At 34.0% G+C, this 23427-nt stretch carries 17 protein-coding genes; 11 read left to right on the forward strand and 6 right to left on the reverse strand.

Annotated features, from left to right (window positions below):
• The first annotated feature begins 448 nt into the window (after positions 1 to 448).
• The 10 genes from AC2DGP_RS12525 (at position 449) to AC2DGP_RS12570 (ending at position 12557) form a co-directional block, all read left to right on the forward strand.
• Positions 449 to 1051, forward strand: a complete 603-nt coding sequence (locus AC2DGP_RS12525; RefSeq protein WP_484490402.1) for a GNAT family N-acetyltransferase — start codon at positions 449 to 451, stop codon at positions 1049 to 1051.
• A gap of 47 nt (positions 1052 to 1098) precedes the next feature.
• Positions 1099 to 2295: an argininosuccinate synthase gene (locus tag AC2DGP_RS12530; protein ID WP_152286809.1), complete on the forward strand. Its 1197-nt coding sequence runs from the start codon at positions 1099 to 1101 to the stop codon at positions 2293 to 2295.
• A gap of 56 nt (positions 2296 to 2351) precedes the next feature.
• On the forward strand, positions 2352 to 3329 hold the full coding sequence (gene argC, locus AC2DGP_RS12535; RefSeq protein ID WP_484490403.1) for an N-acetyl-gamma-glutamyl-phosphate reductase: 978 nt from the start codon (positions 2352 to 2354) through the stop codon (positions 3327 to 3329).
• 79 nt (positions 3330 to 3408) lie between these two features.
• Entirely contained in the window at positions 3409 to 4536 is a 1128-nt protein-coding gene (locus AC2DGP_RS12540; protein WP_484490404.1) for an aspartate aminotransferase family protein, read from the forward strand.
• A gap of 247 nt (positions 4537 to 4783) precedes the next feature.
• The gene (locus tag AC2DGP_RS12545) at positions 4784 to 7045 is read left to right on the forward strand and encodes a beta-galactosidase (protein ID WP_484490405.1); all 2262 of its coding nucleotides are present in this window, start codon (positions 4784 to 4786) and stop codon (positions 7043 to 7045) included.
• A gap of 9 nt (positions 7046 to 7054) precedes the next feature.
• A complete protein-coding gene (locus tag AC2DGP_RS12550) occupies positions 7055 to 8590 on the forward strand; it encodes a sialate O-acetylesterase (RefSeq protein ID WP_484490406.1) in 1536 nt (511 codons plus the stop codon).
• 6 nt (positions 8591 to 8596) lie between these two features.
• The gene (locus AC2DGP_RS12555) at positions 8597 to 9469 is read left to right on the forward strand and encodes a sialate O-acetylesterase (protein ID WP_484490407.1); all 873 of its coding nucleotides are present in this window, start codon (positions 8597 to 8599) and stop codon (positions 9467 to 9469) included.
• 107 nt (positions 9470 to 9576) lie between these two features.
• A complete protein-coding gene (locus tag AC2DGP_RS12560; RefSeq protein WP_484490408.1) occupies positions 9577 to 10536 on the forward strand; it encodes an N-acetylornithine carbamoyltransferase in 960 nt (319 codons plus the stop codon).
• 61 nt (positions 10537 to 10597) lie between these two features.
• Positions 10598 to 11374 (forward strand): acetylglutamate kinase, encoded by a 777-nt coding sequence (gene argB / locus AC2DGP_RS12565; protein WP_484490409.1) that lies wholly within the window; start codon positions 10598 to 10600, stop codon positions 11372 to 11374.
• 121 nt (positions 11375 to 11495) lie between these two features.
• Positions 11496 to 12557 carry a M20 family metallo-hydrolase gene (locus AC2DGP_RS12570; RefSeq protein WP_484490410.1) on the forward strand — a complete coding sequence of 354 codons (1062 nt, stop codon included), beginning with the start codon at positions 11496 to 11498 and terminating at the stop codon, positions 12555 to 12557.
• Positions 12558 to 12572: 15 nt separating this feature from the next.
• Here the strand turns inward: AC2DGP_RS12570 and AC2DGP_RS12575 are convergent, their stop codons facing one another.
• The 4 genes from AC2DGP_RS12575 to AC2DGP_RS12590 form a co-directional block, all read right to left on the reverse strand.
• On the reverse strand, positions 12573 to 14966 hold the full coding sequence (locus AC2DGP_RS12575) for a T9SS type A sorting domain-containing protein (protein ID WP_484490411.1): 2394 nt from the start codon (positions 14964 to 14966) through the stop codon (positions 12573 to 12575).
• A 282-nt stretch (positions 14967 to 15248) separates the two neighbouring features.
• Positions 15249 to 18434 (reverse strand): glycoside hydrolase family 2 TIM barrel-domain containing protein, encoded by a 3186-nt coding sequence (locus AC2DGP_RS12580; protein ID WP_484490412.1) that lies wholly within the window; start codon positions 18432 to 18434, stop codon positions 15249 to 15251.
• Positions 18435 to 18494: 60 nt separating this feature from the next.
• Positions 18495 to 20189, reverse strand: coding sequence for a hypothetical protein (locus AC2DGP_RS12585; RefSeq protein WP_484490413.1), 1695 nt, complete (start codon positions 20187 to 20189; stop codon positions 18495 to 18497).
• Positions 20190 to 20425: 236 nt separating this feature from the next.
• Positions 20426 to 21280, reverse strand: coding sequence for a LamG domain-containing protein (locus tag AC2DGP_RS12590; RefSeq protein ID WP_484490414.1), 855 nt, complete (start codon positions 21278 to 21280; stop codon positions 20426 to 20428).
• Between the two features lie 283 nt (positions 21281 to 21563).
• Between AC2DGP_RS12590 and argH the strand changes: the two genes are divergently transcribed.
• Positions 21564 to 22844, forward strand: coding sequence for an argininosuccinate lyase (argH, locus tag AC2DGP_RS12595; protein ID WP_484490415.1), 1281 nt, complete (start codon positions 21564 to 21566; stop codon positions 22842 to 22844).
• Between the two features lie 93 nt (positions 22845 to 22937).
• Here the strand turns inward: argH and AC2DGP_RS12600 are convergent, their stop codons facing one another.
• Entirely contained in the window at positions 22938 to 23147 is a 210-nt protein-coding gene (locus AC2DGP_RS12600) for a CDGSH iron-sulfur domain-containing protein (protein WP_484490416.1), read from the reverse strand.
• 58 nt (positions 23148 to 23205) lie between these two features.
• The gene (locus AC2DGP_RS12605; RefSeq protein WP_484490417.1) at positions 23206 to 23427 is read right to left on the reverse strand and encodes a CDGSH iron-sulfur domain-containing protein; all 222 of its coding nucleotides are present in this window, start codon (positions 23425 to 23427) and stop codon (positions 23206 to 23208) included.

Genomic DNA, 23427 nt, shown 5'->3' on the forward strand with positions numbered 1-23427 from the left:
TCTTAACTGACCTAATTCACTATTGAAGGGTTAATAAAAAGCAAAATATTATACGGTAATTTGTGAATTGGTTGTTAGAAAATAGAAATATTGTATCTTTGCCTCAGATGAAAAAAGAAGTAACATATATTTTAAACTTTAGGACACGCTTGACAAGGCGCTGTCGCTGTATGCGCTTGGCATAATGAGACCATTTTAGAAATGGAAATTAGGTTCTAAACCTAAAATTAAAGTTTTATTTATATTTTTTTTATCAAATTCAAAATGCAATTCATTTTACGTTTTTTTAACAACAAATTTCAGAGTATCTTTGCGCTGCTTTTAGCACGCTTATATTCTTTAGGTTTTCGACGCCCATTGGGGCGTTAATTGATTAGAAGATAGGTGAGTCCATCTTTTTGGAATAAAGAATATGTGTTAGAAATAATTATAAGACAAGGAGTTTAGAGTGAAAATTGTAACAACAAATAGTTCCCACAACAAGTATGCAGAGATAATTTGCGATACCATAGCTGATTCTGCAAAGGTTAGAGGTACCGGTATTGCCAAAAGATCTCCTGAATATATTGTTAAGAAAATTGAGAGTGGAAATGCAGTAATAGCTCTTGAAGGAGAGAAATTTGCAGGATTTTGTTATATAGAAACTTGGAGTAATAAAAAGTACGTTGTGCATTCCGGTTTGATAGTACATCCAGATTTTAGAAATCTTGGTTTGGCTAAAAAAATCAAAAAGAAGGTGTTTGATCATTCTAAAAAAATGTATCCTGATGCTAAAATTTTTGGGATTACAACAGGTTTGGCAGTAATGAAAATTAACGCTGAATTAGGTTATAAACCGGTTACTTTTTCTGAGTTAACGGATGATGAAGCATTTTGGAATGGTTGTAAAGCTTGTAGGAATTATGATATTTTGACGAGAAACGATCGAAAAATGTGTCTGTGTACAGGAATGTTGCACGATCCAAAAGCAGAACAATCTCAAAAAGAGGTGAAAAATAAAGTTTGGACTCGTTTAAAGAAAATCAAACAAGCCTTGTTTTTAAAAAAATAAATAAAAAAATGTTTTCATCTTAGGATGTAAAACGCAAAGAATATATCATGGATAAAGTAGTTTTAGCATACAGTGGAGGATTGGATACATCATATTGTGTGAAGTATTTAATCAACGAATTGAATTTAGAGGTACACGGTATTTTGGTGAATACTGGTGGTTTTAGCGAAGAAGAGTTGGAAGTTGTAGAAAAGAAAGCCTATGATATGGGAGTAACTTCTCACACCAATAAAAATATTTTAGAAGATTACTACGCAAAAGCGATTAAGTACATGGTGTATGGTAATGTGTTGAAAAACAATACTTATCCTTTGTCTGTAAGTGCTGAACGTGTTTTTCAATCTATTGAGGTTGTGAAATATGCGAAAAGCATTGGTGCAAAATATATCGCTCATGGTAGTACAGGAGCAGGGAATGATCAAGTTCGTTTTGATATGATTTTTCAAACAATTGCACCTGAAATAGAAATTTTAACTCCAATCCGTGATTTAAAATTATCTCGTCAAGTAGAAATTGATTACTTGGTGAAACACGGAGTAGATATGAACTGGGAGAAATCTAAATATTCTATCAATAAAGGTATATGGGGTACTTCTGTAGGTGGAGTTGAAACTTTAAAATCTAAGGAAGCGTTGCCAGAATCGGCATATCCAAGTCAACTGAAAAGAAATGATGAAGAGGCGGTTACTTTAACCTTTGAAAAAGGACAATTTGTTGGCTTTAACGGAGTAAAGGATACACCTGTAAATAATATTTTAAAATTAGAGGCTATTGCTTCTGAGTTTGCAATTGGTAGAGATACACATGTTGGAGATACCATTGTGGGTATTAAAGGACGTGTAGGTTTTGAAGCTGCAGCAGCTACTGTAATTATCAAAGCACACCATTTGTTAGAGAAACATACCTTGTCTAAGGCACAACAGTTAACAAAAGAGCCTTTGGCAAATACGTATGGAACCTATTTTCATGATGGTCAATATTTAGAGCCTTTGATGCGTAATATTGAGAAATTCTTAGAAGATTCTCAGAAAACAGTTACTGGTGATGTGTTTGTAACATTACGTCCATACCATTTTATGGTAACAGGTATTGATTCTGAGTTTGATTTAATGTCTTCAGGATTTGCTGATTATGGTGAAGAAAATAATGCTTGGAGCTCTGATGATGCAAAAGGATTTATTAAGATTTACGGAATGCAAAACAAGATTTTCTATCACGTAAATAAAGATTTATTAGACGCATAAATTAAGAACCCTGAGCTTGTCGAAGGGTTTTTCTATAATTGTCAAAAACGAAAAAAATGATAAAAGCAGGAATAGTTGGAGGAGCTGGTTATACAGCTGGTGAGTTGATTAGATTGATAAATAATCACTCCAAAGTTACATTAGATTTTGTTTACAGTACTTCAAACGCTGGTAACAAATTGTATGCGGTACATGCTGATTTGCTAGGTGATACAGAGCAAAGTTTTACAGATACTATCAATGCTGATGTAGATGTGTTGTTTTTATGTTTGGGACATGGTAACTCTACTGCTTTCTTGCAAAATAATACGTTTTCTGATGCAACAAGAATCATTGATTTATCTAATGATTTCCGTTTGAATGCAGATGCTAATTTTGAAGGAAAAGATTTTGTATACGGTTTGCCTGAAGTAAGTAAGGAAGAAATCAAAAAAGCAAATTATATTGCGAATCCTGGTTGTTTTGCTACTTGTATTCAATTTGGATTATTGCCTTTAGCAGCAGCTAAAAAATTAGGAAATGATATTCATATCAATGCTACTACAGGAGCAACAGGAGCTGGAGTTTCTCCTTCTGCGACATCTCATTTTCCTTGGAGAGATAATAATTTCTCAGTATACAAGCCTTTTACACATCAGCATTTAGGTGAAATAGGTGAAACATTAGAGGCTTTGCAAGGAGCAAAAACTGGTGAGTTATTATTTATTCCGAATCGCGGTAACTTTAGTCGTGGAATTTTTGCTTCTATTTATACAAAATTTGAGGGTACTTTAGAAGAAGCGAAAGCATTGTACACTGAGTTTTATAAGGATGCACCTTTTGTACATATAACGGATGTACCAGTAAGTATGAAGCAAGTTGTAAACACGAATAAATGTGCTATTTCTTTGATCAAGCATGGTGATAATATTTTAATCTATTCCGCAATTGATAATCTTTTAAAAGGAGCTTCTGGACAGGCAATTCAAAATATGAACTTGATTTTTGGATACGAAGAGACGGAAGGATTGAACTTGAAAGGAACAGCGTTTTAATAGTATCAAGTACAAAGTATCGAGTATCAAGATTTTGAGATACCTGATACCTGATACCTGATACCAAATACTAAAAAAAATGAAATTATTTGATGTATACCCATTATACGATGTAACCCCTGTAAAAGCAGAAGGTTGCTATGTTTGGGATTATAAAAACGAAAAATATTTAGATTTATACGGAGGGCATGGTGTAATTTCTATTGGTCATACCAATCCTCATTATAAAGGAATGATCGAAAAGCAATTGAGCAATATTGCTTTTTATTCGAACGCAATTCAAAACCCATTGCAACAAGAATTATCCAATAAATTAGGAGAGTTGTCTGGTTGTAGTGAGGAGTATGAATTGTTTTTGTGTTCTACAGGAGCTGAAGCAAATGAAAATGCTATAAAAGTAGCTTCTTTTTACAACAAAAAATCTAGAGTAATTGCTTTTCAAAACGGGTTCCATGGTAGAACATCTGCTGCGGTATCTGTAACGGATAATAAAAAAATTATTGCTCCAGTAAATGCTCATAATCCCGTAACAATTTTGCCGTTAAACGATATTGAAGCGGTAAAGAATGAGATTGAAAAAGGAGATGTAACGGCTGTTATTGTCGAGCCTATTCAAGGAGTTGGTGGTTTAGATGAGCCAACAACAGCATTTTTAAAGGCGGTTAGAAAAGTAACAGAAGAAAATAATGTTTGCTTGATTTTAGACGAGGTGCAATCCGGTTACGGAAGATCAGGTAAATTTTTCGCACACCAATTACATGACGTAAAAGCAGATATTATTCCTATGGCAAAAGGAATGGGGAACGGTTTTCCTATTGGTGGAGTATTGATTGCTAAACATATTGAATCTTGGTATGGAATGTTAGGTACCACTTTTGGAGGTTCTCATTTAGCATGTGCAGCTGGGATTGCAGTTTTAGATGTGATTAAAAAAGACAACCTTATAGAGAATGTAAAAGAAATCAATGCATATTTCAAAGAACAAGTAAAATCATTAAAAGGCGTGAAGCAAGTCAAAGGTCAAGGATTGATGTTAGGTCTAGAATTTGATTTTGAAGTAGGTGAATTGCGCAAAAAATTAATTTACGACGAAAAGATATTTACAGGAGGAGCAATGAATAAAAATTTATTGAGAATATTACCACCTTTAAATGTTACAAAACAAGATATTGATGTTTTTATAAGTGCTTTGAAAAAATTACTTTAAATCTTATCAACGATAGAACCAAGCCTCATTCAATTTATGAATGAGGCTTTTTTTGTTTCATAGGGCCCTGTTTTGAGATAAATATAGCCAGTAATGTTTCGTTTTTGCTACTTATATACGCAGCTATAAAAAAGATGAACGGAGAGCAACAAAATTACTCCTGAAATTTTTGTTCTTCGTAGGTAACATAATTACTAAATTTTAACCTATGAAATTCCCAACACTTTTTTTGAAGCGATTACTATTTATGATAACACTATTAGTCAGTGTTTCAATACTTGGTCAAGATCTTGAAAAAGAAGCTAGACAAGAAATTAAATCTTTAGAAAAATTAATTAAAAAAGCTGAGAAAAAAAACATTGATGTACTTAAAGAAAAAACAACGATTCGAACTGCAGAGATATTTTTGGAATTTGCTAATTGGGATGAAAAGAACACTGATATAAATGAAGATGCATTTCAAAAGGTAGCATCTTATAAAAAAGATGCTCATAAAATGAGTTTGGAATTGCCAGATTTTGAGAGGCAAGATGTTTTATTGATGCTTAAAGAAGCTAATTCTTATTTAAAATTACTTTTAAAGAAAGAAGTGTTTAGAAAAGAAAGCCCAAAAGTTGATTGGAAAAAAGCAAAAGTAGAAGAAGATCAAATAACCTATAATGGGAGACCTGTTTTTCTAGCGGATTATACATGGAAACCTAAAACTAAAAAATTAACCGAATATCATGGAGATCAAGATGGTTTTTTTCTTACACCTTCTTATGTGGTTAACGAAAAAGGTGATTTTTCTCCTCGAAAAAAAACAGAATTAGAAAGCAAAGGAGAGGGATCTTTAGGATTTATTTTTATGAATCATAAAGGGGTGCCAAAATGGGCAGAACAGAAATATGGTCCGGGTTTTAAAATGCGAGAAGATACGTATACTACCTACGATATTGATAATCCCGGTGCACGTGTGTTGCAAGAAAAATTACTTGCTGCAGTGGTTCCTTATACGGCAGGTAAGCAATTTTCAGGATTGGGGTATATGTTGTGTAATGAGCCTCATTTTTATACACAGAATGATAAGAAAAAGGGAAAGTTGCCATGGGCCTCTGGAGGTGTGTCTAACTATACAATTGATAAATTTAAAGAATGGTTACATAAAAAGCATGAGTCTATAGATTCTTTGAATTCAGCTTGGGGAACAAATTTTAAAAATTTTGATTCAGTACAAATCGAGATTCCTATTGATATCAGCCATAGAGGATCTGCTATGTGGTATGATTGGTCTGTGTTTAATATGAATAGAGTTACAGAGTGGTATAAGTTTTTGAAAGAAGAAATTCAAAAGTATGATGCGGAGGCAAAGGTGCATTTAAAAATAATGCCAAATTTATGGACTGAAAATCAAAGAGTTCATGGAATTGACTTGGAGGCCTTAACGGATTTAAGTGGTATCATAGGAAATGATTCAGGAGCTGAACACAAAAGAATTTGGCAAAAGAAACCTCATGAATGGGAGGCTCATTATAGTTTTGGATGGAGAGAATTGTGTATGGGGTACGATTTTATGAAGTCCGTAAGTCCAAATAAAATCAACTTTAATTCAGAATTACATTATTTATCGACTAACAGATCTAGAGATTTATATCAAGATCCAACATATGCTAGAGCAACTTTTTGGTTAGCACACACCTATGGAATGACCGCAAGTCAGATTTGGTACTGGCCTAGGAAAGAAGATGGATCTTTGAATACTAAGAAAGATTTGAAAGGCTATGCGGGTTCTAATAATCAGCAGCCTCGTGTTACGAATGAGGTGGCCATGACTTTGATTGACTTGAATGCTTATGGTGAGGAAATTATGGCGATGCAACGTCAGAGAAAACCGATTCGTTTGTTTTATTCTAAAACTTCTGCAATAAATAAAACGCATCATATGGATGATTTGTTTGAGTTATATGAGTCTTTACATTTTGAAGGGACATCTTTAGGTTTTGCAACGGAGAATATATTAAAAACTCAAAATTTTTCTAATTGGGATGTAGTAATGGTTTATGATACCGAGTTTGCTACATTAAATGAGGTACATGCGCTACAAAATTATCTAGATAAAGGCGGTGTTGTATTTATTGATGCAAAGAGTTTGAAAAAGGATGAATATGGGAATTCTTTACCTAAATTAAAAAAGAGTAAAGGGCAGTTGTTAGAGCTAGATACTCTAGAGTCATTTAAAAAAGAAGGGATTCAATTACTTGAAAATTTTGGTTCTTTGTCTGGTTTAAAAGTTACAGAGACCAATTCTGTAGGTACAAAAACCTGCATTTGGAAAGTTGTTAAAAATTCAAAAGGGAATCAAGTCCTATCAGTTGTCAATGTTGGTAAGGCCGATGCTACTCTAAAAATTACTTCCAAAAATAATGGGGAATTGGTTTGTATGGATTTATTGAAAGGTGTTGAGGTGTCGTCTAATCCAGTTTTAAAACCGAATGAAGTGTATTTTGTTGAGGTGGTTTTAAGAGATTAATAATTGGCTATGAAATATAAATTCCTTCAAGTTGTAGTTGTTTGCTTATATGTAAGTATCACCAATGCTCAAATTTTTGAAAAGGACGTTCAAGTTGTTTTGTTAGCGGGGCAGTCTAATATGGCAGGAGGTGGAGATTATGATAACCTTAGTTCTTTAAATCGTCAAAGAATAGAAAACGTACAAGATAGGGTGTCCATTATTTTTAATGGATCGAAACCTTATCCTTTGTCTTATTACAAGAATAAACCTGGTAAAAAGTACAATTTCACAAAGCGATTCGGACCTGAGTTGTTTATTGGTGTAACCTTGGCGGAGAAATATCCTGACAAGAATTTTTTGTTGATCAAACGTTCTCAAGGAGGAACTTCTTTATATGGCGCTTGGAATCCTAAATGGAGTTCAGAGAAAGCGAAGGAAGTTGAAAAAGGAGATTACAAACAAAACTTGAAGTTGTATGAATTGCATATCTCGGATATTCTTGAAGGAATTCAGCAGTTAGAAAAAGATAATAAAAGCTATCAAATCATTGGTTTTGGCTGGATGCAAGGTGAAAATGATGCAGCCTATGAAGTTTCTGCGAAGAGCTACAGAAAAAATCTTAAAAATTTAAAGGCAAGTTACCAACGCGATTTAAAACTGAATGAATTGCCTGCTGTTTATGGTCAAATTAATTCACGATATGGTGATTTTGAAGGAGGACCCGAAATGGTTCGAAATGCCATAATGAAAACTGCAAATTCGGATTATTGTGCGGATTTTATTGCAACTAAAAATGATATTCCATGGAGTGATTACCCGAAACATTCTGATAATGTACATTATAATGCAGAAGGACAACTTCGTTTAGGAACTGTTTTTGGTGAAAAACTAATCTCATTAAATAAAAAAATATCAGCAAAAGAATTTAAAAATATAACAGAACTCGTTCCTGGAGTTGTTTTGAAATTCAGAGCAGCAGGAGATATGAATATGATATATCATGTCTATATTCCAAAACAGTTATCGGTTAAAAACAAAAAGTATCCTTTAATTATTTCTTTTAGTCCTGCGGGTGAAGGAAAGAAAATTCTTGAAAAGATGAAATTGGGAGCGGAAGAAAATGAGGTTATTTTGGTGGGCTGCGATAAGTTGAAAAATGGGATGATAGATCAAGAATTAGAGCGGCAAATGGAAGATGAAGTATTGGCGTCTATTCTTAAAAATATTCCACATGATGGAACACAAGTGTTTTTATCTGGATTTTCGGGAGGAGCCATGCGCTCGTATCAATTGACTACTAGAATCGATCAAAATATTAAAGGTATTATTGCTTTTGGAGGTTGGCTTGGAGGTAATGAATATCAAAATAAGAATTACCAAAAGAGTTTAAAAGTTGCTATGGTAAATGGTACTAGTGATAAAGGAGCTAATAAATGGAAAGAGATAGATGCTAAAACTTTAAAGAAACAAAAAGCTGAAATTAAGTTTTTTGAGTTTGAAGGTGGGCATCAAATGGCACCTGAAAAGTTAACTTCTGCAGTTATGAATTGGATGTTAAAATAAAAGTTGATGAGAGAGTTTTATGTATTAGTGTTATGTGTCATGAGTTTTTCTTTTGGTTTAGCTCAAGAAAAAGAAGTACATGTAGTTTTGCTTGCCGGACAATCAAATATGGCAGGTCATGGAGATTTTGATGCACTTACTACCGAGCAAAAAAATAGAATACGTGCTATTCAAGATCGAGTGTTATTCGCAGTTTCTGACAATCCAAAGTTAGAACCAAAACCTATTGCTCCCAGGGAAAGTAAAGCTTCGGAAAAATATAATTTCACCAAGCATTTTGGACCCGAAATGTTTCTTGCAGTAACCTTAGCAGAAGCGAACCTAAATCAAAATTATTTATTTATTAAAAAAGCAGTAGGAGGAACATCTTTGTACGGAGCTTGGAACCCAAACTGGACCAAAGAAAAAGCGAACTTTGCAGAAAGAGGAGAGGCAAGAAAGCAATTGCAGTTATATAAGGCACATCATAAACAAATTCATAGAGAATTGCAGAGGATGCAGGATAGTGGAACTTCATATAGAATTATTGGAATGGCTTGGATGCAAGGAGAGAGTGATACCAATAAAAAAGAAACAGCTGGGCATTATGAGCAAAATTTAACTAATTTGATTGAAGGATACCGTACTGAATTTAAGGTACCTGATTTACCTTTTGTATTTGGTCAAGTAAACCCTTTGCCACGAAAATTCAAGGAAGGGCCACAAATTGTTAGAAATGCTATGCAGCGTGTAGCAACTAAGGATCGCTTTGTGAAGATTATTGCAACACCAGAAAACTTACCATGGGGAGATTTTCCAAAACATGTAGATAATCTGCATTATACTCATATTGGTCAAGTTCGGTTAGGTAGGTTAATGGGCAACTTTTTGTTGAATTAGAAAAGATCTCTTTTTGCAATGGGCTGCTTTCCTAATTAGAGCTTTTTAATTGTAGCTTATCAAGCTTTGATTTTGTATTTTTGGGGCTTATTAAATAAAAGAAGTCCATGAAACATTACATGTCCATTCACGATTTACCAAGTATCAAGGATACGGTGAAAGAAGCGATTGAATTAAAGAAAAACCCTCTACAATTTCAAGATTTAGGTAAAAATAAAACCATTGGTTTGTTATTCTTTAATAATAGTTTGCGCACGCGTTTGAGTACTCAAAAGGCTGCGTTGAATTTAGGAATGGAGCCAATTGTAATGAATTTTGGAGCAGAAGGTTGGCAGCTAGAGTATGAAGATGGCACAATTATGGACCAAGGGAAATCTGAGCATATTAAAGAAGCGGCTCAAGTAATTTCTCAATATTGCGATGTGATTGCGATTCGTGCTTTTGCAGGATTGGAAGATAAGCTAAAGGATGAAGCTGAGGAGGTATTAGAAAGTTTTAAGAAGTATGCTACTGTACCAATTTTGAATATGGAATCTTCAGTAGGACACCCTTTGCAAGCTTTGGCAGATGCCATTACCATTGAAGAACATAAACCTGAAAAAAAGAAATTAAAAGTAGTATTGTCTTGGGCTCCACATCCGAGAGCTTTGCCACATGCCGTAGGAAATTCTTTTGCAGAAATGGCACTGGCTCATGAAGATGATTTTGAAGTGGTTATTACCCATCCAAAAGGATATGAGTTGAATCCAGAAAAAACGAAAGGAGCTACGATTGAATACGATCAAAAAAAGGCTTTTGAAGGTGCTGATTTCATCTATACTAAAAACTGGTCTTCGTACAATGACTACGGTAAAGTGGCTTGTACAGATGAATCATGGATGATTTCTGGGGATAAAATGGAAGTAACTGATAATGCAAAATTTATGCATTGTTTGCCCGTTCGTAGAAATGTTGTTGTTGCTGATGAAGTAATCGATTCTGAAAATTCTATTGTTATCAAACAAGCGAACAACAGAACATATTCAGCTCAAATCGTATTGAAAAAAATATTAGAAAATTTAAAATAGTCTTTTGTTTTTAGGATTCTTATTAAAATGAACATCAAAAACAAAGATTTTATCTAAGTATATGGAAAAACTAACCATCGTAAAAGTAGGAGGTAACGTAATTAACAATCCAGAGACTCTAAACAGCTTTCTTACGGATTTTGCAGCTTTGCAAGGAAATAAAATTCTTGTACATGGAGGAGGAAAACGTGCAACACAATTAGCTGCTGATCTAGGAATAGAGGCAAAAATGATCAATGGGAGACGTGTTACAGATATAACCACTTTGGAAATTGTAACAATGGTATATGCTGGTTTGCTGAATAAAAACATTACAGCAACGTTGCAAAAGTTTGATTGCAATGCGTTAGGTTTGTCTGGCGCTGATGGAAATTCAATCCAGGCGCATAAACGTATTGTAAAAGATGTTGATTATGGTTTTGCAGGAGATGTAGATAGTATCAATGCAGGAAATATAGCAACTTTTATTGAAGGTGGAATGACTCCTGTTTTTTGTGCCATTACCCATGATACAAAAGGACAGTTGTTGAATACTAATGCAGATACGATTGCTTCAACTATTGCAGTTGGAATGTCAGAAAAGTATGAGGTTTCTTTGATTTATACTTTTGAAAAAAATGGAGTATTGACTTCTGTTGATGATGATGATTCTGTGATTACTGCTATTGATACTCCAAAGTATGCACAGTTAAAAAAAGATGGAATCATAGCGGATGGAATGCTTCCGAAAATGGAAAACTGTTTTGAGGCTTTACAAAAAGGAGTTTCTGAAGTTATCATTGGAAATCCAACGGTAATATTAAACAAAGAACAATTGTTTACAACTCTAACGTTGTAAATGAATGTTCTCGATATAATTTAGAATTTGTTACGAAATACTTGAACTGACAGGATGAAATGTCACTTCGAGTGATTTTGAAATATGAAAAATTGTATCGAGAAGTAATTGAAATATAATTATGTTAGAAAAATTACAAAACGACGCTTTAGAGCTTTTAAAATCTTTAATAGTTACTCAATCCTTTTCTAAGGAAGAAGATCCAACGGCGAAATTATTATCAGCTTGGTTAATTGAAAGAGGAATTGAAGTTAAAAGAGATTTGCACAATATTTGGGCAGTAAATAAATATTTTGATGATAGTAAACCTACTATTTTATTGAATTCACATCATGATACTGTAAAGCCCAATGCAGCCTATACAAGAGATCCATTTGAAGCAACAATAGAAGACGGTAAATTATTTGGACTTGGTTCCAATGATGCCGGAGGGTGTTTGGTAGGTTTGATAGCTGCATTTGTGTATTTTTATGAGAAAGAAAATCTGAAATATAATTTTGTTTTGGCAGCAACTGCAGAGGAGGAAATATCAGGAGAAAATGGAATTGCTTATATGCAACCGATTTTACCTAGAATTGATTTTGCTATTGTGGGAGAGCCTACCTTATTGGATTTGGCAATTGCTGAAAAAGGGCTTGTTGTATTTGATGGTAAAGTTACTGGAACTCCTGGTCATGCTGCACATATTTCGAATGATCAGAATCCTGTTTTTATGGCACTTAAAGACTTAAATTGGTTCAATTCTTTTGAGTTTCCAAAAATATCTGAGTCTTTAGGAAAAGTAAAAATGACTGTTTCTCAAATCAATGCGGGAAAACAACACAATGTGGTTCCTTCAGAATTAAATTTTGTTGTGGATTGTAGGGTGACAGATGCCTATTCTAATCAAGAAATAGCTGCTATAATTAAAGAAAATACAGAGTGTGCGGTTACACCAAGATCATTGCGTTTAAATTCCTCATTTATTGATCCCAACCATGAGTTTGTAAAAGCAGGATTGAAATTAGGTAAGAAAACCTATGGATCTCCAACGCTTTCTGATCAATGTAGATTGACATGCCAATCGGTAAAATTAGGTCCTGGAGACTCTTTACGTTCGCATTCTGCAGATGAATTTATTTATGTGCAAGAAGTAAAGGATGGAGTTCAGTTTTATATTGATATTTTAAGAGAAATCATATAGGGGTAGAAACGATTTTTATTTTTTAACAATCTTCTGAACGGTTGTTCCTGTTCGGTTTTTTACTTGCAGGTAATAAATACCGGAATTTAACAGATTTAATCGTAGTGTTGTTTCTTTACCTATAAAGGTGTCCGAAATAAGTAGTTGGCCGTTTGCGTTATACAATTTAATAAGGGATTGTTTTGCAGAAGAGTTAGTTAAATGTATGGTAACTAAATCCTTGAATGGATTTGGGTAAATTTTTATTTTGATATCGGAAATAGAATTACTGCTTAGGTTATCCCCTGGTTCAAAAGAAGAACTTGTAAGATTGGAACCTGAATTAAATACTCTATTTTTTAATGTTTCTGTATTTCCTTCCCATGCTCCTAATGTAGGGCTTATTTCAGTTGTGATTCCCTCAATAATAGATCCGCCTGAGTTAAATGAAGATTCTGGTAATAGCCTGTAATTTTCAGTGGAGATATCTACATAGTGATCAGAAGCGTTTGTAATAAAACCGTTGTTTTCCGCTTCAATATGATAGCCGTATTCACTAGCGGCCTTTGTGGTAAATTCATCTAAATCTGTTTCAGTAACGCTGCCAACACTACTTGGAGCTCCTTCTAAGAAGAGATTGTTTTTTAATGCCATTGCGTTTACGTCAGCATTTTCTGTTCGATGCCAAAAGCCAATAAGGCTGTTGTATTCCCAAGCAGTATTATTGAAATATTCTATTTTACGGTTTAGTTTTCTGTTCCTTGGTCCTAAATAGGCAAAATAATTGATGTTTCTTGTGGTCTCTGGCGTGCCATCATTTTGTAACCGTACACTGGTATATTCGTCGTTGTTGTCATATAATAAATTATGATGCGCCGTGTAATTATCTACATCTTCTAAATAAAAGGCTACAATGTATTTTTTATTACTCCAATCTTGTGGGTCGTAGGCGGGTATCCCAGTTAATCCATGTATTTTATTGTAAGCAATAATTGTTTCGTTCATGTCTAAGGCATCATCTTTACCGGTACTTGTAAACATAATGGTTCCAGCATCTTCACCCATTGACATGGCACTGTCAAAATCATTGTCTGTGATTTTTGCATATACGGATTCTGTGGTTCTAATATGAAAACGTGATGCTTTTCCAAAGGTATTATGAGTTACCTCAGTATTATTTCCGTTGTTCTCTAACGATACAGTGAATTGACCCATCCAACCAATTTCTTCTATTGTACAATTGTTTATTTTAGAATTATCTGAGCCCTTAAGAATGATGATTCCACTTCCCCATGTATGACCGATGTAGCAACTTTCAAAGGTTGAGTAGTCCGAGTTATCTACCAAAATACCCTGACGGAGCACTCCATAAGTTCTTCTATAAATATAGGGTGTCATGTAGGTAAACTGACATTTATAAAAAGAAGTGTTTTGTGCATTATTTATTTGAACCTCACCACACCTCATGTCAAGATAATTAATCGTCACATTGTTTGCTTCAATTTTCATTACATGTTGTCTTCTTTTTATTTCAAAGTTTTTATTTTCAACGGTTCCACCCTCAGGTTTATAATAAATAGTATTTTCATTTTTTTTGTAGAACCATTCACCTTCTTGATCGAGCAATGATAAATCCATCAAATATCCAAATCCCTCAGGTAGATCAACAGCACCTTCTTGTCCCCATTTATTTCCTTGTGTATTGAAACTTTTAAAAGTTACCAGTCTTTCACCGGCTTTTGTAATTTCCCCTCCATCTTGTGAATAGGAAAAAATATTGTTTCTTAGTTTTCCAGTAAATCCACGAATAAGTGCCTCATCTGTAAAATTAACATCTGGGAGAATTGGTGTTCCATGATGTGAAGAGAAACTAACTTGTCCAGTTTGATTTGTACCTTCTGGCTTACTAGCGTTTAAAATAACGGCAAAACCGCTTGTTTGATCTCTAGGAGCCATCATTTCTTTGTGTGACCCTGATAGGTAATCCTTGTAATCTGTGTTGTTATTTGGAAATCTAGCAATTTGTTTATGTTGATGATTGACAAATAATTGTGTAAAATCTGTTTCTACTTGATCTGAGTTTAAGGTGAGTTTAAAGACTCCTGGTCTTGTGGGATCTGTAACCCAACTATTTGCACCATACCAATTTGCACCAGAAATAACCACCTTGTCATTTTCAAAAGGTTGAATAGTAATATTATTTACGTCTACTACAATAGTTTCTCTATAAAACCCTTGATGAATAAGCATTACATCTCCTTCCTCAATTAAGTTGTTGCTAAAAACATATTCAATAGTTTTGTAGGGAGCGTTTTCAGACCCTCTTCCTGATAATGAGTTTATCCCATCTTTTGCAATATGAATTTCTGTGGCAATTATTTTTGAACTAATAAATAAGAAAGATAAAATGAATACAAATTTCTGAAACATAGAATTGGTTTTTTGGTCAGATACAAATATCAAAAATCCTATTCGGTAAATTAGAAATTGCCATTATACATAATGTTTACTCTTTTCATAAATGTAAATTATTGTGTCAAACTAACTTGATTTTAACTTATTCAGGGTTTTGTTTGGTCAATTATTAGGGGATTAAGAATCCAGTTTTCTCTTGATAATTATATGTTTAACAGTTTAATAGCTCCAACTTTTACTTCTACCGTCTGAATAATATGTTTTCTGGGTAATGATTTTATTGCTAATTACGTTCTTTTAGAACTTTAATGTAAACTCGAATTCATACTCCTTTATTGGAAGTAAATATTGTTTTAAGGGTTCAGGTCCGCAGCTCGCATTTCCTAACCCTAACATTTCAGCATCTAAACATAAAATGATTTCTTTTCTAGCTTTTAGGAAAGCGGGTCTACTTGCTTTAATCAAATCACTAGCATCATAGTGCAAAGCGGAGAAAATAAAAGGTTTATTTGAGTTAATAGAAATACTCGGTTTTTTACGAGTTTTAAATGAAAATGCTAAAGAACGAATATCAGTACGTGCTCCATTTTCTTGTGGAACCAAATATGGGGTGAATAAATTTGTAACCGTTGATGTGTAATTCCCTAAAAAAGCTGATTCGTTGCGGTCTGGGTAGTTTTCTTGAGGTCCCCTTCCATACCAGGTTACATTTTCTAAGCCATCAACCAAAGCTAATTTAATTCCTACTCGAGGAAGTGTTTTTAAGTTTTTTACCTGTGTTGGTATAACTTTATTTTTCAAGATAATTTGACCTTTGCCAGTAATGTCATAGATACATTCGTGCGTAAAAGTCAGTGAATCTGATTTGAACTCTTTTACAATTTTCACGGAAACAAGAGATTCATTTACTCGTTCCGATTTGATTGAGAGTACTTTTTGAGTTAAATTTTCGAGCTGTGCCTTTTTCCAATCGTCTTTGTATGGTCGGTCATTTTCTGTTGGAGCACGGAAAATATTTAAAATAGGCCCTGTAATGTTTCCTGTTTGGGATATCAACTCTTTTTTGTTATTTAGGATTGAATTAATCGTTCCTGTTCTTTTATCAAAAATAATTTTTAGACCTTTACTATTGGTGATGATATGTTTCTTGTCTTCGCATATAGTAACGGTTCCAGATGCTTTATTTAGGATGGTTCTTTTCTTTTGTAAAATGAATTCTTCTTTTGCTACTTCATGTCCAGCTTTGGCCCAGGAAGTCGGTTTTTTTAGAGCGTAGCTAAATTGAAGCACATATTCTGAAGTGCTTTTGAAGCTTGGAAGATTCAAGGAAATTTCTTTAGATTCCCCAGGTGCTATATCCATGGAAGTTATTACTCCTCTTTTGATACTTCTACCATCTCTTAATAAATTCCAACTTCCAGAAAATTCGTTGAGATTCGTAAAGTAGTATTTGTTTTTAATAGAAAATACATTTGTCTTTTCTATTAATTGGGTCATAGAAATAAATTGTTGTGCTTTTTTCACTTCTAATAAAGAAGGTTTAGGAGTTCTATCTGCAAATACAATTCCTTTGGCACATTCATTATCTAATTTCCACATTTCGGAAAAATTACCATTTACAGGTAAACTATCTACTGGGTGGTAGTCCAATCTATGACTTTGTCGTGTTTTTCCGTTCGGCATTTTTGTATTGTAGGTTTGGTTTACCCAATCCCAAATGTATCCACCTATGAATGATGGCGTTTTTTCTACCACTCGCCAATATTCTCCAAAGTTCCCTAAAGAGTTGCCCTGGGCATGTGCATATTCAATCATAATGTAGGGTTTGTTGTATTTTGGCTGAGCCCAGAAGCTTAGTAGTTTCCAATGTTTTTGATTGGTGTCGTTTTCTATAAAGGGGTACATTGAACTATTGATATCGAAATAATCTTTGGTGTCCCACATATCCGTTTCACGGCCGTCATAAGAAATCAAACGAGTTGGGTCAGCACGACGGATGTAATCACTCATAATGGCAAAATTCTGACCATAACCGGATTCATTTCCTAAAGACCAAAAAATAATAGATGGGTGATTTTTCGATCTTTCTACCATCGCTACCGCACGATCTAGAGAGGTTGCTAACCACGCGATATCACTCCCAGGTAATGAGTTTCCACGGATAGAATAATCTGGAGATTCCAGTGCTTCGTCCATTACATACAATCCATATTGATCACACAAAGCATACCAACGAGGGTCGTTAGGGTGGTGACTAGAACGAACCGCATTGATGTTGTGTTGTTTCATGAGCTTTATGTCTTGAATCATAGATTCTGTTGTCAAGGTTTTTCCATAGACAGGGTGAGACTCTCCTCTATTGACACCTTTTATTAAAATGGGTTTTCCGTTGATGCAAACTTGTAAGTTTTTAATTTCAACTTTTCGGAATCCAAATTTACATTGTGTGGTCTCTAAAATACTTCCATCAGCATCCACTAAAGTCAAAACAATGGTGTACAGATTAGGGTGTTCAGCAGACCATTTTTTAGGGTTTTTAAGTAGTAAATTTCCTTTAATCACACTTTCTGCGCCGGGAGATCCCATTTTCCAACCTATTTTTTCACTGCTGAATTTCGAATCAGGAACCAAAATTCCTTTGGCATCATATAAGGCAATGTTTACTTTTTGTCCTTTGATAATGGCATTGGTGTTATTGTATATTTTTAAAGAGGCTTTTAATTCTGCATTTTCATAACTGTCATCTAAATCAGAAGTAAAGTGGAAGTCTTTAATATAGATGTTAGGTTTACTTTGCAAGTATACATTTCTAAAAATTCCGCTGAAGGTCCATGTGTCTCCAGATTCTAAATAGCTACCTGTAGACCAACGATAGACTTGCACGGCTAGGCTGTTTTCTCCTTTCTGTAAATAATCACTGATATTGAAAACTGAACTTGTCATAGAATCTTCATCATAACCTACATATTTACCATTAATCCATAAATGGAAAGCACTAGATACACCATTAAAATGTAAAAAAGTTTCTCTATTTTTCCAGTTATCTGGTACTTTAAAAGAAGTACGATAGCTACCTACATGATTGTCTTCTGTTGGCGCGTCGGGAATCTTTAATGTTCCTTTTCTAATTTTACTACCAATTCCTCTATGTGAAGGAACTCCGTATCCATTTCGTTCCCAACAAGCAGGTACTGGTATGGTTTCCCAATTACTGTCGTCAAAATTAGGTTTCTGAAAACCTTCAGGTTTGTCTGTGATATTTTTAGCCCAATTAAATTTCCATTGACCATCTAAGCTTTTATAGTAAGGAGATTTTTTATAGTCTCCTGTGAGAGCAGTTGCCGTATTTGGAAAGACAAAATGTGTAACGGCATGTGGTTCGGTACCTACGGTGTAAACTTGTTTGTCTTTTCTAAACTCTTGTGCTTTTACTAAAGTAGTTGTAATTGCAAGTAAGAATAATAGCTTTAATTTATGCTTCATTTTTTTTCTTTTTGTTTTGGTAACATGTGCTGAAATAGTTTGTGTTTTAGAAAGTATTTACTAATGATTTCTCAGAAGTACTTCTAATTTCTCAATTGACTTGATAAAAGGATCGTTTCCTTGGCAGTGAATGGATTCATAATCAACATACAATGTAGGGCAGTTGGTATTTTCTCTTTTTAGTGTTAGCCATTCCTTCCATTTAGCATGATAGGTGTCTACAATAAATTGCGCCTCTTTTTTATCGAAATCTTTCCCTTTTAATTCCATCCTTGCAAATAGGATTTGGGTGCGATAAATCAATTCAATCAATTCGTATTTAATACGTCCATAGGTTGTCGATACTCTAATGAAGTCTTCATTTTTTTTATTAGGTAACTCAATGCTGTAGGCTAAGTTTTCCATTTTGTACCAATTTTTTAAATTTTCATTTTTCTCATCCAAAACTTTTTTATCCACTCCGTTTTTTACAAAATCTGACATGTTTAGTGCTGTAAAAAAATGATCACGAATCCACCAAGGAGAAGTTCTATGAAAATTAGTGGCTTGACCCTTATAAACAGCATCTACCGATAACATGCACAGTTTTCTTAATTTGTGAACATTTTCTGCTGTCATGTTTAAAACATTTGTTGCATAATCATTAAATATTTCTTCCTCTTGTTTCAATGGTTTTTTTGTGAACTCTTGAATTACATGAGCATTTAAATCTAACCAAAATTCATTTCCAAAATAAGGTCCAAACCAGCCATCACCCCAGGTCCAAGTCCAAATTCCTTTTACTTGTTTGTGGTTGTATACATCGCGAATTCCTTTTTTCTTTTCCATTTCAGGCCACCCCTCAATTATACCTTTGCCAATATAGTAAGGATGCGCATTTTTCCCGTACATCCCTGCTTGATTGATGGAGATTTCGACAATTTGTTGGTGGTTTCCAATTCCAAGGGTTTTATTGAAAGGCAAGCCACGTAAGAAGTCACCATTGATGTTTTTTGTTGAGAAGTATAGGTTAGCATGTGGTTCAATAGCATTAGTTACTTTTAAATAAACCTCTGGTACTAAGTGGAGTTTTCGTTTTATCTTCCCCCAATCCCAGGTTCTATAAATCAATTTTTTATTTCTTTTTACACAAATCTCCTCTCTTAAAATATTGATGATTTTAATATGGTCTTCAGGTGAGTATACAGGGCGATTTCCAACATGGAAAGGGGTGTCGTGTAAATAAGTTTCACCAAAACGAATCGTCAATCCTTCCAGTTCTGGAAATGTTTTGAAAATTTCAGTGATTTGCGCTTTTAGAATATTTTGAGTTCTTTTTTTCTGTATGGATAACTTTCCATCTATCTTCATTTCGTTGCCATATTTTTGCATCACAGATTTGGGAACTACCAAAACATCCGTAAATGGGAAAATAGGCATACCATTACTTTTGGCTTTGTTTAGTTGGATTCTGATATCAGCCGCTTTCCGTTCGATCCATAATCGCTCTTCCGTTTGAAATGGTACAAGACCTTCTTCATAATCATCATAGGTAACAGCACATTGAATTTCAAATTTAGGTATTTGTCCATTGTACCCAATTTCTTTTATGTATTCTGTATTTGCGTATTTTGTATTAAATCTTGGTTCACCAGGGTTGTGGTGCACCATGTTGTAAAGTATAGGGAATCGTTGAGAAGCATGTTGTGCTTGAACGGTTAGGCAGTACAATGATAGGTATGAAAAAAGGAATATATTAATTTGTTTTTTTGTCATATTGGTTAAGAGTTTGTAATGGTATTGATGAATCTTTCATTAGGCAATCTTATCGAATCCATTAAGTCCTGTTTCTCCTTAAAGATGTTGGAAGAACTTTGATCCATTTTAAATATCATGAATCTTTTGTGTTGAAGAAATTAGGTTGGAAAGAGTTATGAATTCAATTTGAAAAAAGGGATCCATTATATTCGATTCAGCAAGAGATATTATTTGAAATTGAAATACTTCAAATCCTATGGTTTTAATTTATAAACCCTTATGTAGTCAACAAGAGTTGTTCTTTCCTCTTTGGTTCCGGTTGCAACCTTGCTTCCAATTTCAGGAATTGGGTTCCAATCATAAGCTTCAATAGAAAATTGTAAAATTAAATCTTGATTGAACGGAACTGGAGGTGTTAATGTGTAAACATATTCGCCATCTAAATAAAATAATAACTCGGTAGCACTTTTCCAATAAAATCCATAAGTGTAAAAGCGTTCATGGTTTTTAGTAGGTGGAGCCATTTTCTTTTGATCTCTAACCTGTTTTACACAGGTAGATCCACGATGTATAGCATTGGAATGCATAATTTTATCCCAATCATAAGCCCAGTTATGAGTTTGCTCTGTTAACCTACCAACGGATTCTGTAATGTCAATTTCATTTTTATTTTCGCAGGTTCCTTTGTGGCAAAGCCAGAAACCCCCTCCCATTTCGGTTTTATTCATTTTCATTCGACATTCGTAATAATGTCCGATAGATGTTTTTTTGAAAGATCTTAAGATGCCTCCATGATACTTGTAAGTGGATTTCCCTATGGTAACAGGCTTTGGCAATTCTCCAACTTCTATGGTTAAATATCCATCTTTGATACCAAAACTTTCTTTTTGAAAAAGGGCTGGTGCTCTACCAAGCCAGTTCAATTCATAATGTTTTTCAGGATCGATGTTCCATTTTTTAGTATCAATTTTTTTACCGGTAAACTCGTCACTTAACTTTTTAACTTTAAGCCATGTTCCGTTTTCTAATTTGGGAGGTTGACCATTTATGGTGAAAATATTGCAGACAATGATGATTTTTAGAATCGTTAGCGTTTTGTGTAAGTTCATCTTTTAAGGTTTATAGAGTGTTTTGCTAATTTAGCTGTATTTCAGTTTTTTAAGAAAGGAATCAACTTGTTAAAAAATGTATTGCTTGTTTCTTTTGTTAGGTTTTATATAGACAACGGTTTTCTTAGTGTCCACAATTCTCTACAATTGTTATACTAAGCAGCCTTACATAAAGAATAATGAAGCGAGTTTTTATAATTTGAAACTTCTTTGATAAAATAGAATTACGTTTTTCTCTTTCTTATTGAAACAGTATCTTTGCCGTCATACAAAAAGTACATATATGAAACTTTGGGATAAAGGATACGCTACAGATAAAAAAATTGACATTTTTACGGTAGGAAACGATAGAGAGTTAGATTTACAATTAGCAAAGTATGATGTTCTAGGGAATATTGCACAAACTAGAATGTTAAACTCAATTGGTACTATTACTGATGAAGAATTGGAAGGTTTGGTAGCGGAATTGAATGCTATCATGAAAACTGTAGAAGATGGAACTTTTACCATTGAAGATTCTTTTGAAGATGTACATTCTAAAGTAGAATGGTTGCTAACAGAAAAGTTAGGAGATGCTGGAAAGAAAATTCATACTGCTCGTTCTCGAAATGATCAAGTTTTATTAGATGTACATTTGTATTCCAAAGAAGCAATTTTAGAATTGAAAGATTGGGCCAAAAAATTATTTGATTTATTAATTGAATTGGCTGAAAAATATAAGAATCATCTTCTACCAGGGTATACGCATTTACAAGTTGCAATGCCTTCTTCTTTTGGAATGTGGTTTTCTGCTTATGCTGAAAGCTTAATTGATGACGTTTATTTTTTAGATGCTGCCTATAAAGTAGCTGATCAAAATCCTTTAGGTTCTGCTGCTGGATATGGGTCTTCATTTCCTATAGATAGAGAAATGACAACAAAAGAATTGGGTTTTGAAGCCTTAAAAGTAAATTCTGTTGCGGCTCAAATGGGACGTGGGAAACTGGAAAAATCTATTTCTTTTGCAATAGCTAGTATTTCTGCTACGTTGTCTAAAATGAGTATGGATATTTGCTTGTATATGAGTCAGAACTTTGGATTTGTTACTTTTCCAGATGAATTGACAACAGGTTCAAGTATCATGCCTCATAAAAAAAATCCAGATGTATTTGAGTTGATTCGAGGGAAGTGCAATAAGTTACAAGCTTTACCGTATGAGTTAACTTTGATTACTAATAACTTACCAAGTGGTTACCATAGAGATTTACAGTTGGTAAAAGAAGGGTTGATTCCTTCAGTATCTACCCTGAAATCTTGTTTGGATATGATGGTGTTTTCTTTGGAGAATATTATCATCACAGAAAATATTGTTGCTGATGATAAATATAAATATATTTTTAGTGTTGAAGAGGTAAATGCTTTGGTTCAAGCAGGTACTCCGTTTAGAGATGCCTATAAAATTGTCGGAGAAAAAATTCAAAAAGGAGAATTTAAGCCTGATCTCAATGTAAACCATACCCATATAGGTAGTGTCGGAAATTTAAGATTAGACTTGATACAAGAAAAAATGGAAGCCCTTTATTAGAGAAAAAATGGCCTGAGCTTGACGAAGGTTGACTTAAGCAATATTATCAGTATAAAAAAAGCACCCTGAGCTTGTCGAAGGGTGCTTTTTATTTTATCCGTTGTGCGAACCATCGCAATAAGGTTTGTTCTGGCTTTTTCCACATCCACAAAGTGCGCTTTCACCGGATTTTTCGGCCTTAAATCGTAAAGGTGGTCCTCCTCCTTTTTCTTTATGTGTACCATCGCAAAACGGCATCGTTTCTGAATGACCACAGGTACAGTATGAATAATTTCTTCCTTCTTTCAATTCTACTACAGGCATAAATAAGTGTTTTAGTTTGCCTAAAAATAGCTAAAAAAGGTTTTAGAGAGTTTCTAAATTAGTGAGATCCGTCACAATAAGGTTTGTCCTGACTATGTCCACAGGTGCATAAAAAGGTTTTTGTGTTTTCTGGAACTTTAAATAATAAGGGTTTTTTATCTGTTCCTTTATGATTTCCATCACAATAAGGGTATTCACCAGATTTTTCGCAAGTGCAATACGCATATGCTTTGTCTTTAATGAGGTAAGCGGCAATGGGAGTAGGGATGGTTTTTTTCAT

It is taken from the genome of Flavicella sp. IMCC45537, assembly GCF_057197705.1.

Excerpts from the sequence above, each read along its gene's own strand:
- AC2DGP_RS12530 (WP_152286809.1), top strand. The coding sequence starts at position 1,099 with ATGGATAAAGTAGTTTTAGCATACAGTGGAGGATTGGATACATCATAT.
- argC (WP_484490403.1), top strand. The coding sequence starts at position 2,352 with ATGATAAAAGCAGGAATAGTTGGAGGAGCTGGTTATACAGCTGGTGAG.
- AC2DGP_RS12540 (WP_484490404.1), top strand. The coding sequence starts at position 3,409 with ATGAAATTATTTGATGTATACCCATTATACGATGTAACCCCTGTAAAA.
- AC2DGP_RS12545 (WP_484490405.1), top strand. The coding sequence starts at position 4,784 with ATGATAACACTATTAGTCAGTGTTTCAATACTTGGTCAAGATCTTGAA.
- AC2DGP_RS12550 (WP_484490406.1), top strand. The coding sequence starts at position 7,055 with ATGAAATATAAATTCCTTCAAGTTGTAGTTGTTTGCTTATATGTAAGT.
- AC2DGP_RS12555 (WP_484490407.1), top strand. The coding sequence starts at position 8,597 with ATGAGAGAGTTTTATGTATTAGTGTTATGTGTCATGAGTTTTTCTTTT.
- AC2DGP_RS12560 (WP_484490408.1), top strand. The coding sequence starts at position 9,577 with ATGAAACATTACATGTCCATTCACGATTTACCAAGTATCAAGGATACG.
- argB (WP_484490409.1), top strand. The coding sequence starts at position 10,598 with ATGGAAAAACTAACCATCGTAAAAGTAGGAGGTAACGTAATTAACAAT.
- AC2DGP_RS12570 (WP_484490410.1), top strand. The coding sequence starts at position 11,496 with ATGTTAGAAAAATTACAAAACGACGCTTTAGAGCTTTTAAAATCTTTA.
- AC2DGP_RS12575 (WP_484490411.1), bottom strand. The coding sequence starts at position 14,966 with ATGTTTCAGAAATTTGTATTCATTTTATCTTTCTTATTTATTAGTTCA.
- AC2DGP_RS12580 (WP_484490412.1), bottom strand. The coding sequence starts at position 18,434 with ATGAAGCATAAATTAAAGCTATTATTCTTACTTGCAATTACAACTACT.
- AC2DGP_RS12585 (WP_484490413.1), bottom strand. The coding sequence starts at position 20,189 with ATGACAAAAAAACAAATTAATATATTCCTTTTTTCATACCTATCATTG.
- AC2DGP_RS12590 (WP_484490414.1), bottom strand. The coding sequence starts at position 21,280 with ATGAACTTACACAAAACGCTAACGATTCTAAAAATCATCATTGTCTGC.
- argH (WP_484490415.1), top strand. The coding sequence starts at position 21,564 with ATGAAACTTTGGGATAAAGGATACGCTACAGATAAAAAAATTGACATT.
- AC2DGP_RS12600 (WP_484490416.1), bottom strand. The coding sequence starts at position 23,147 with ATGCCTGTAGTAGAATTGAAAGAAGGAAGAAATTATTCATACTGTACC.
- AC2DGP_RS12605 (WP_484490417.1), bottom strand. The coding sequence starts at position 23,427 with ATGAAAAAAACCATCCCTACTCCCATTGCCGCTTACCTCATTAAAGAC.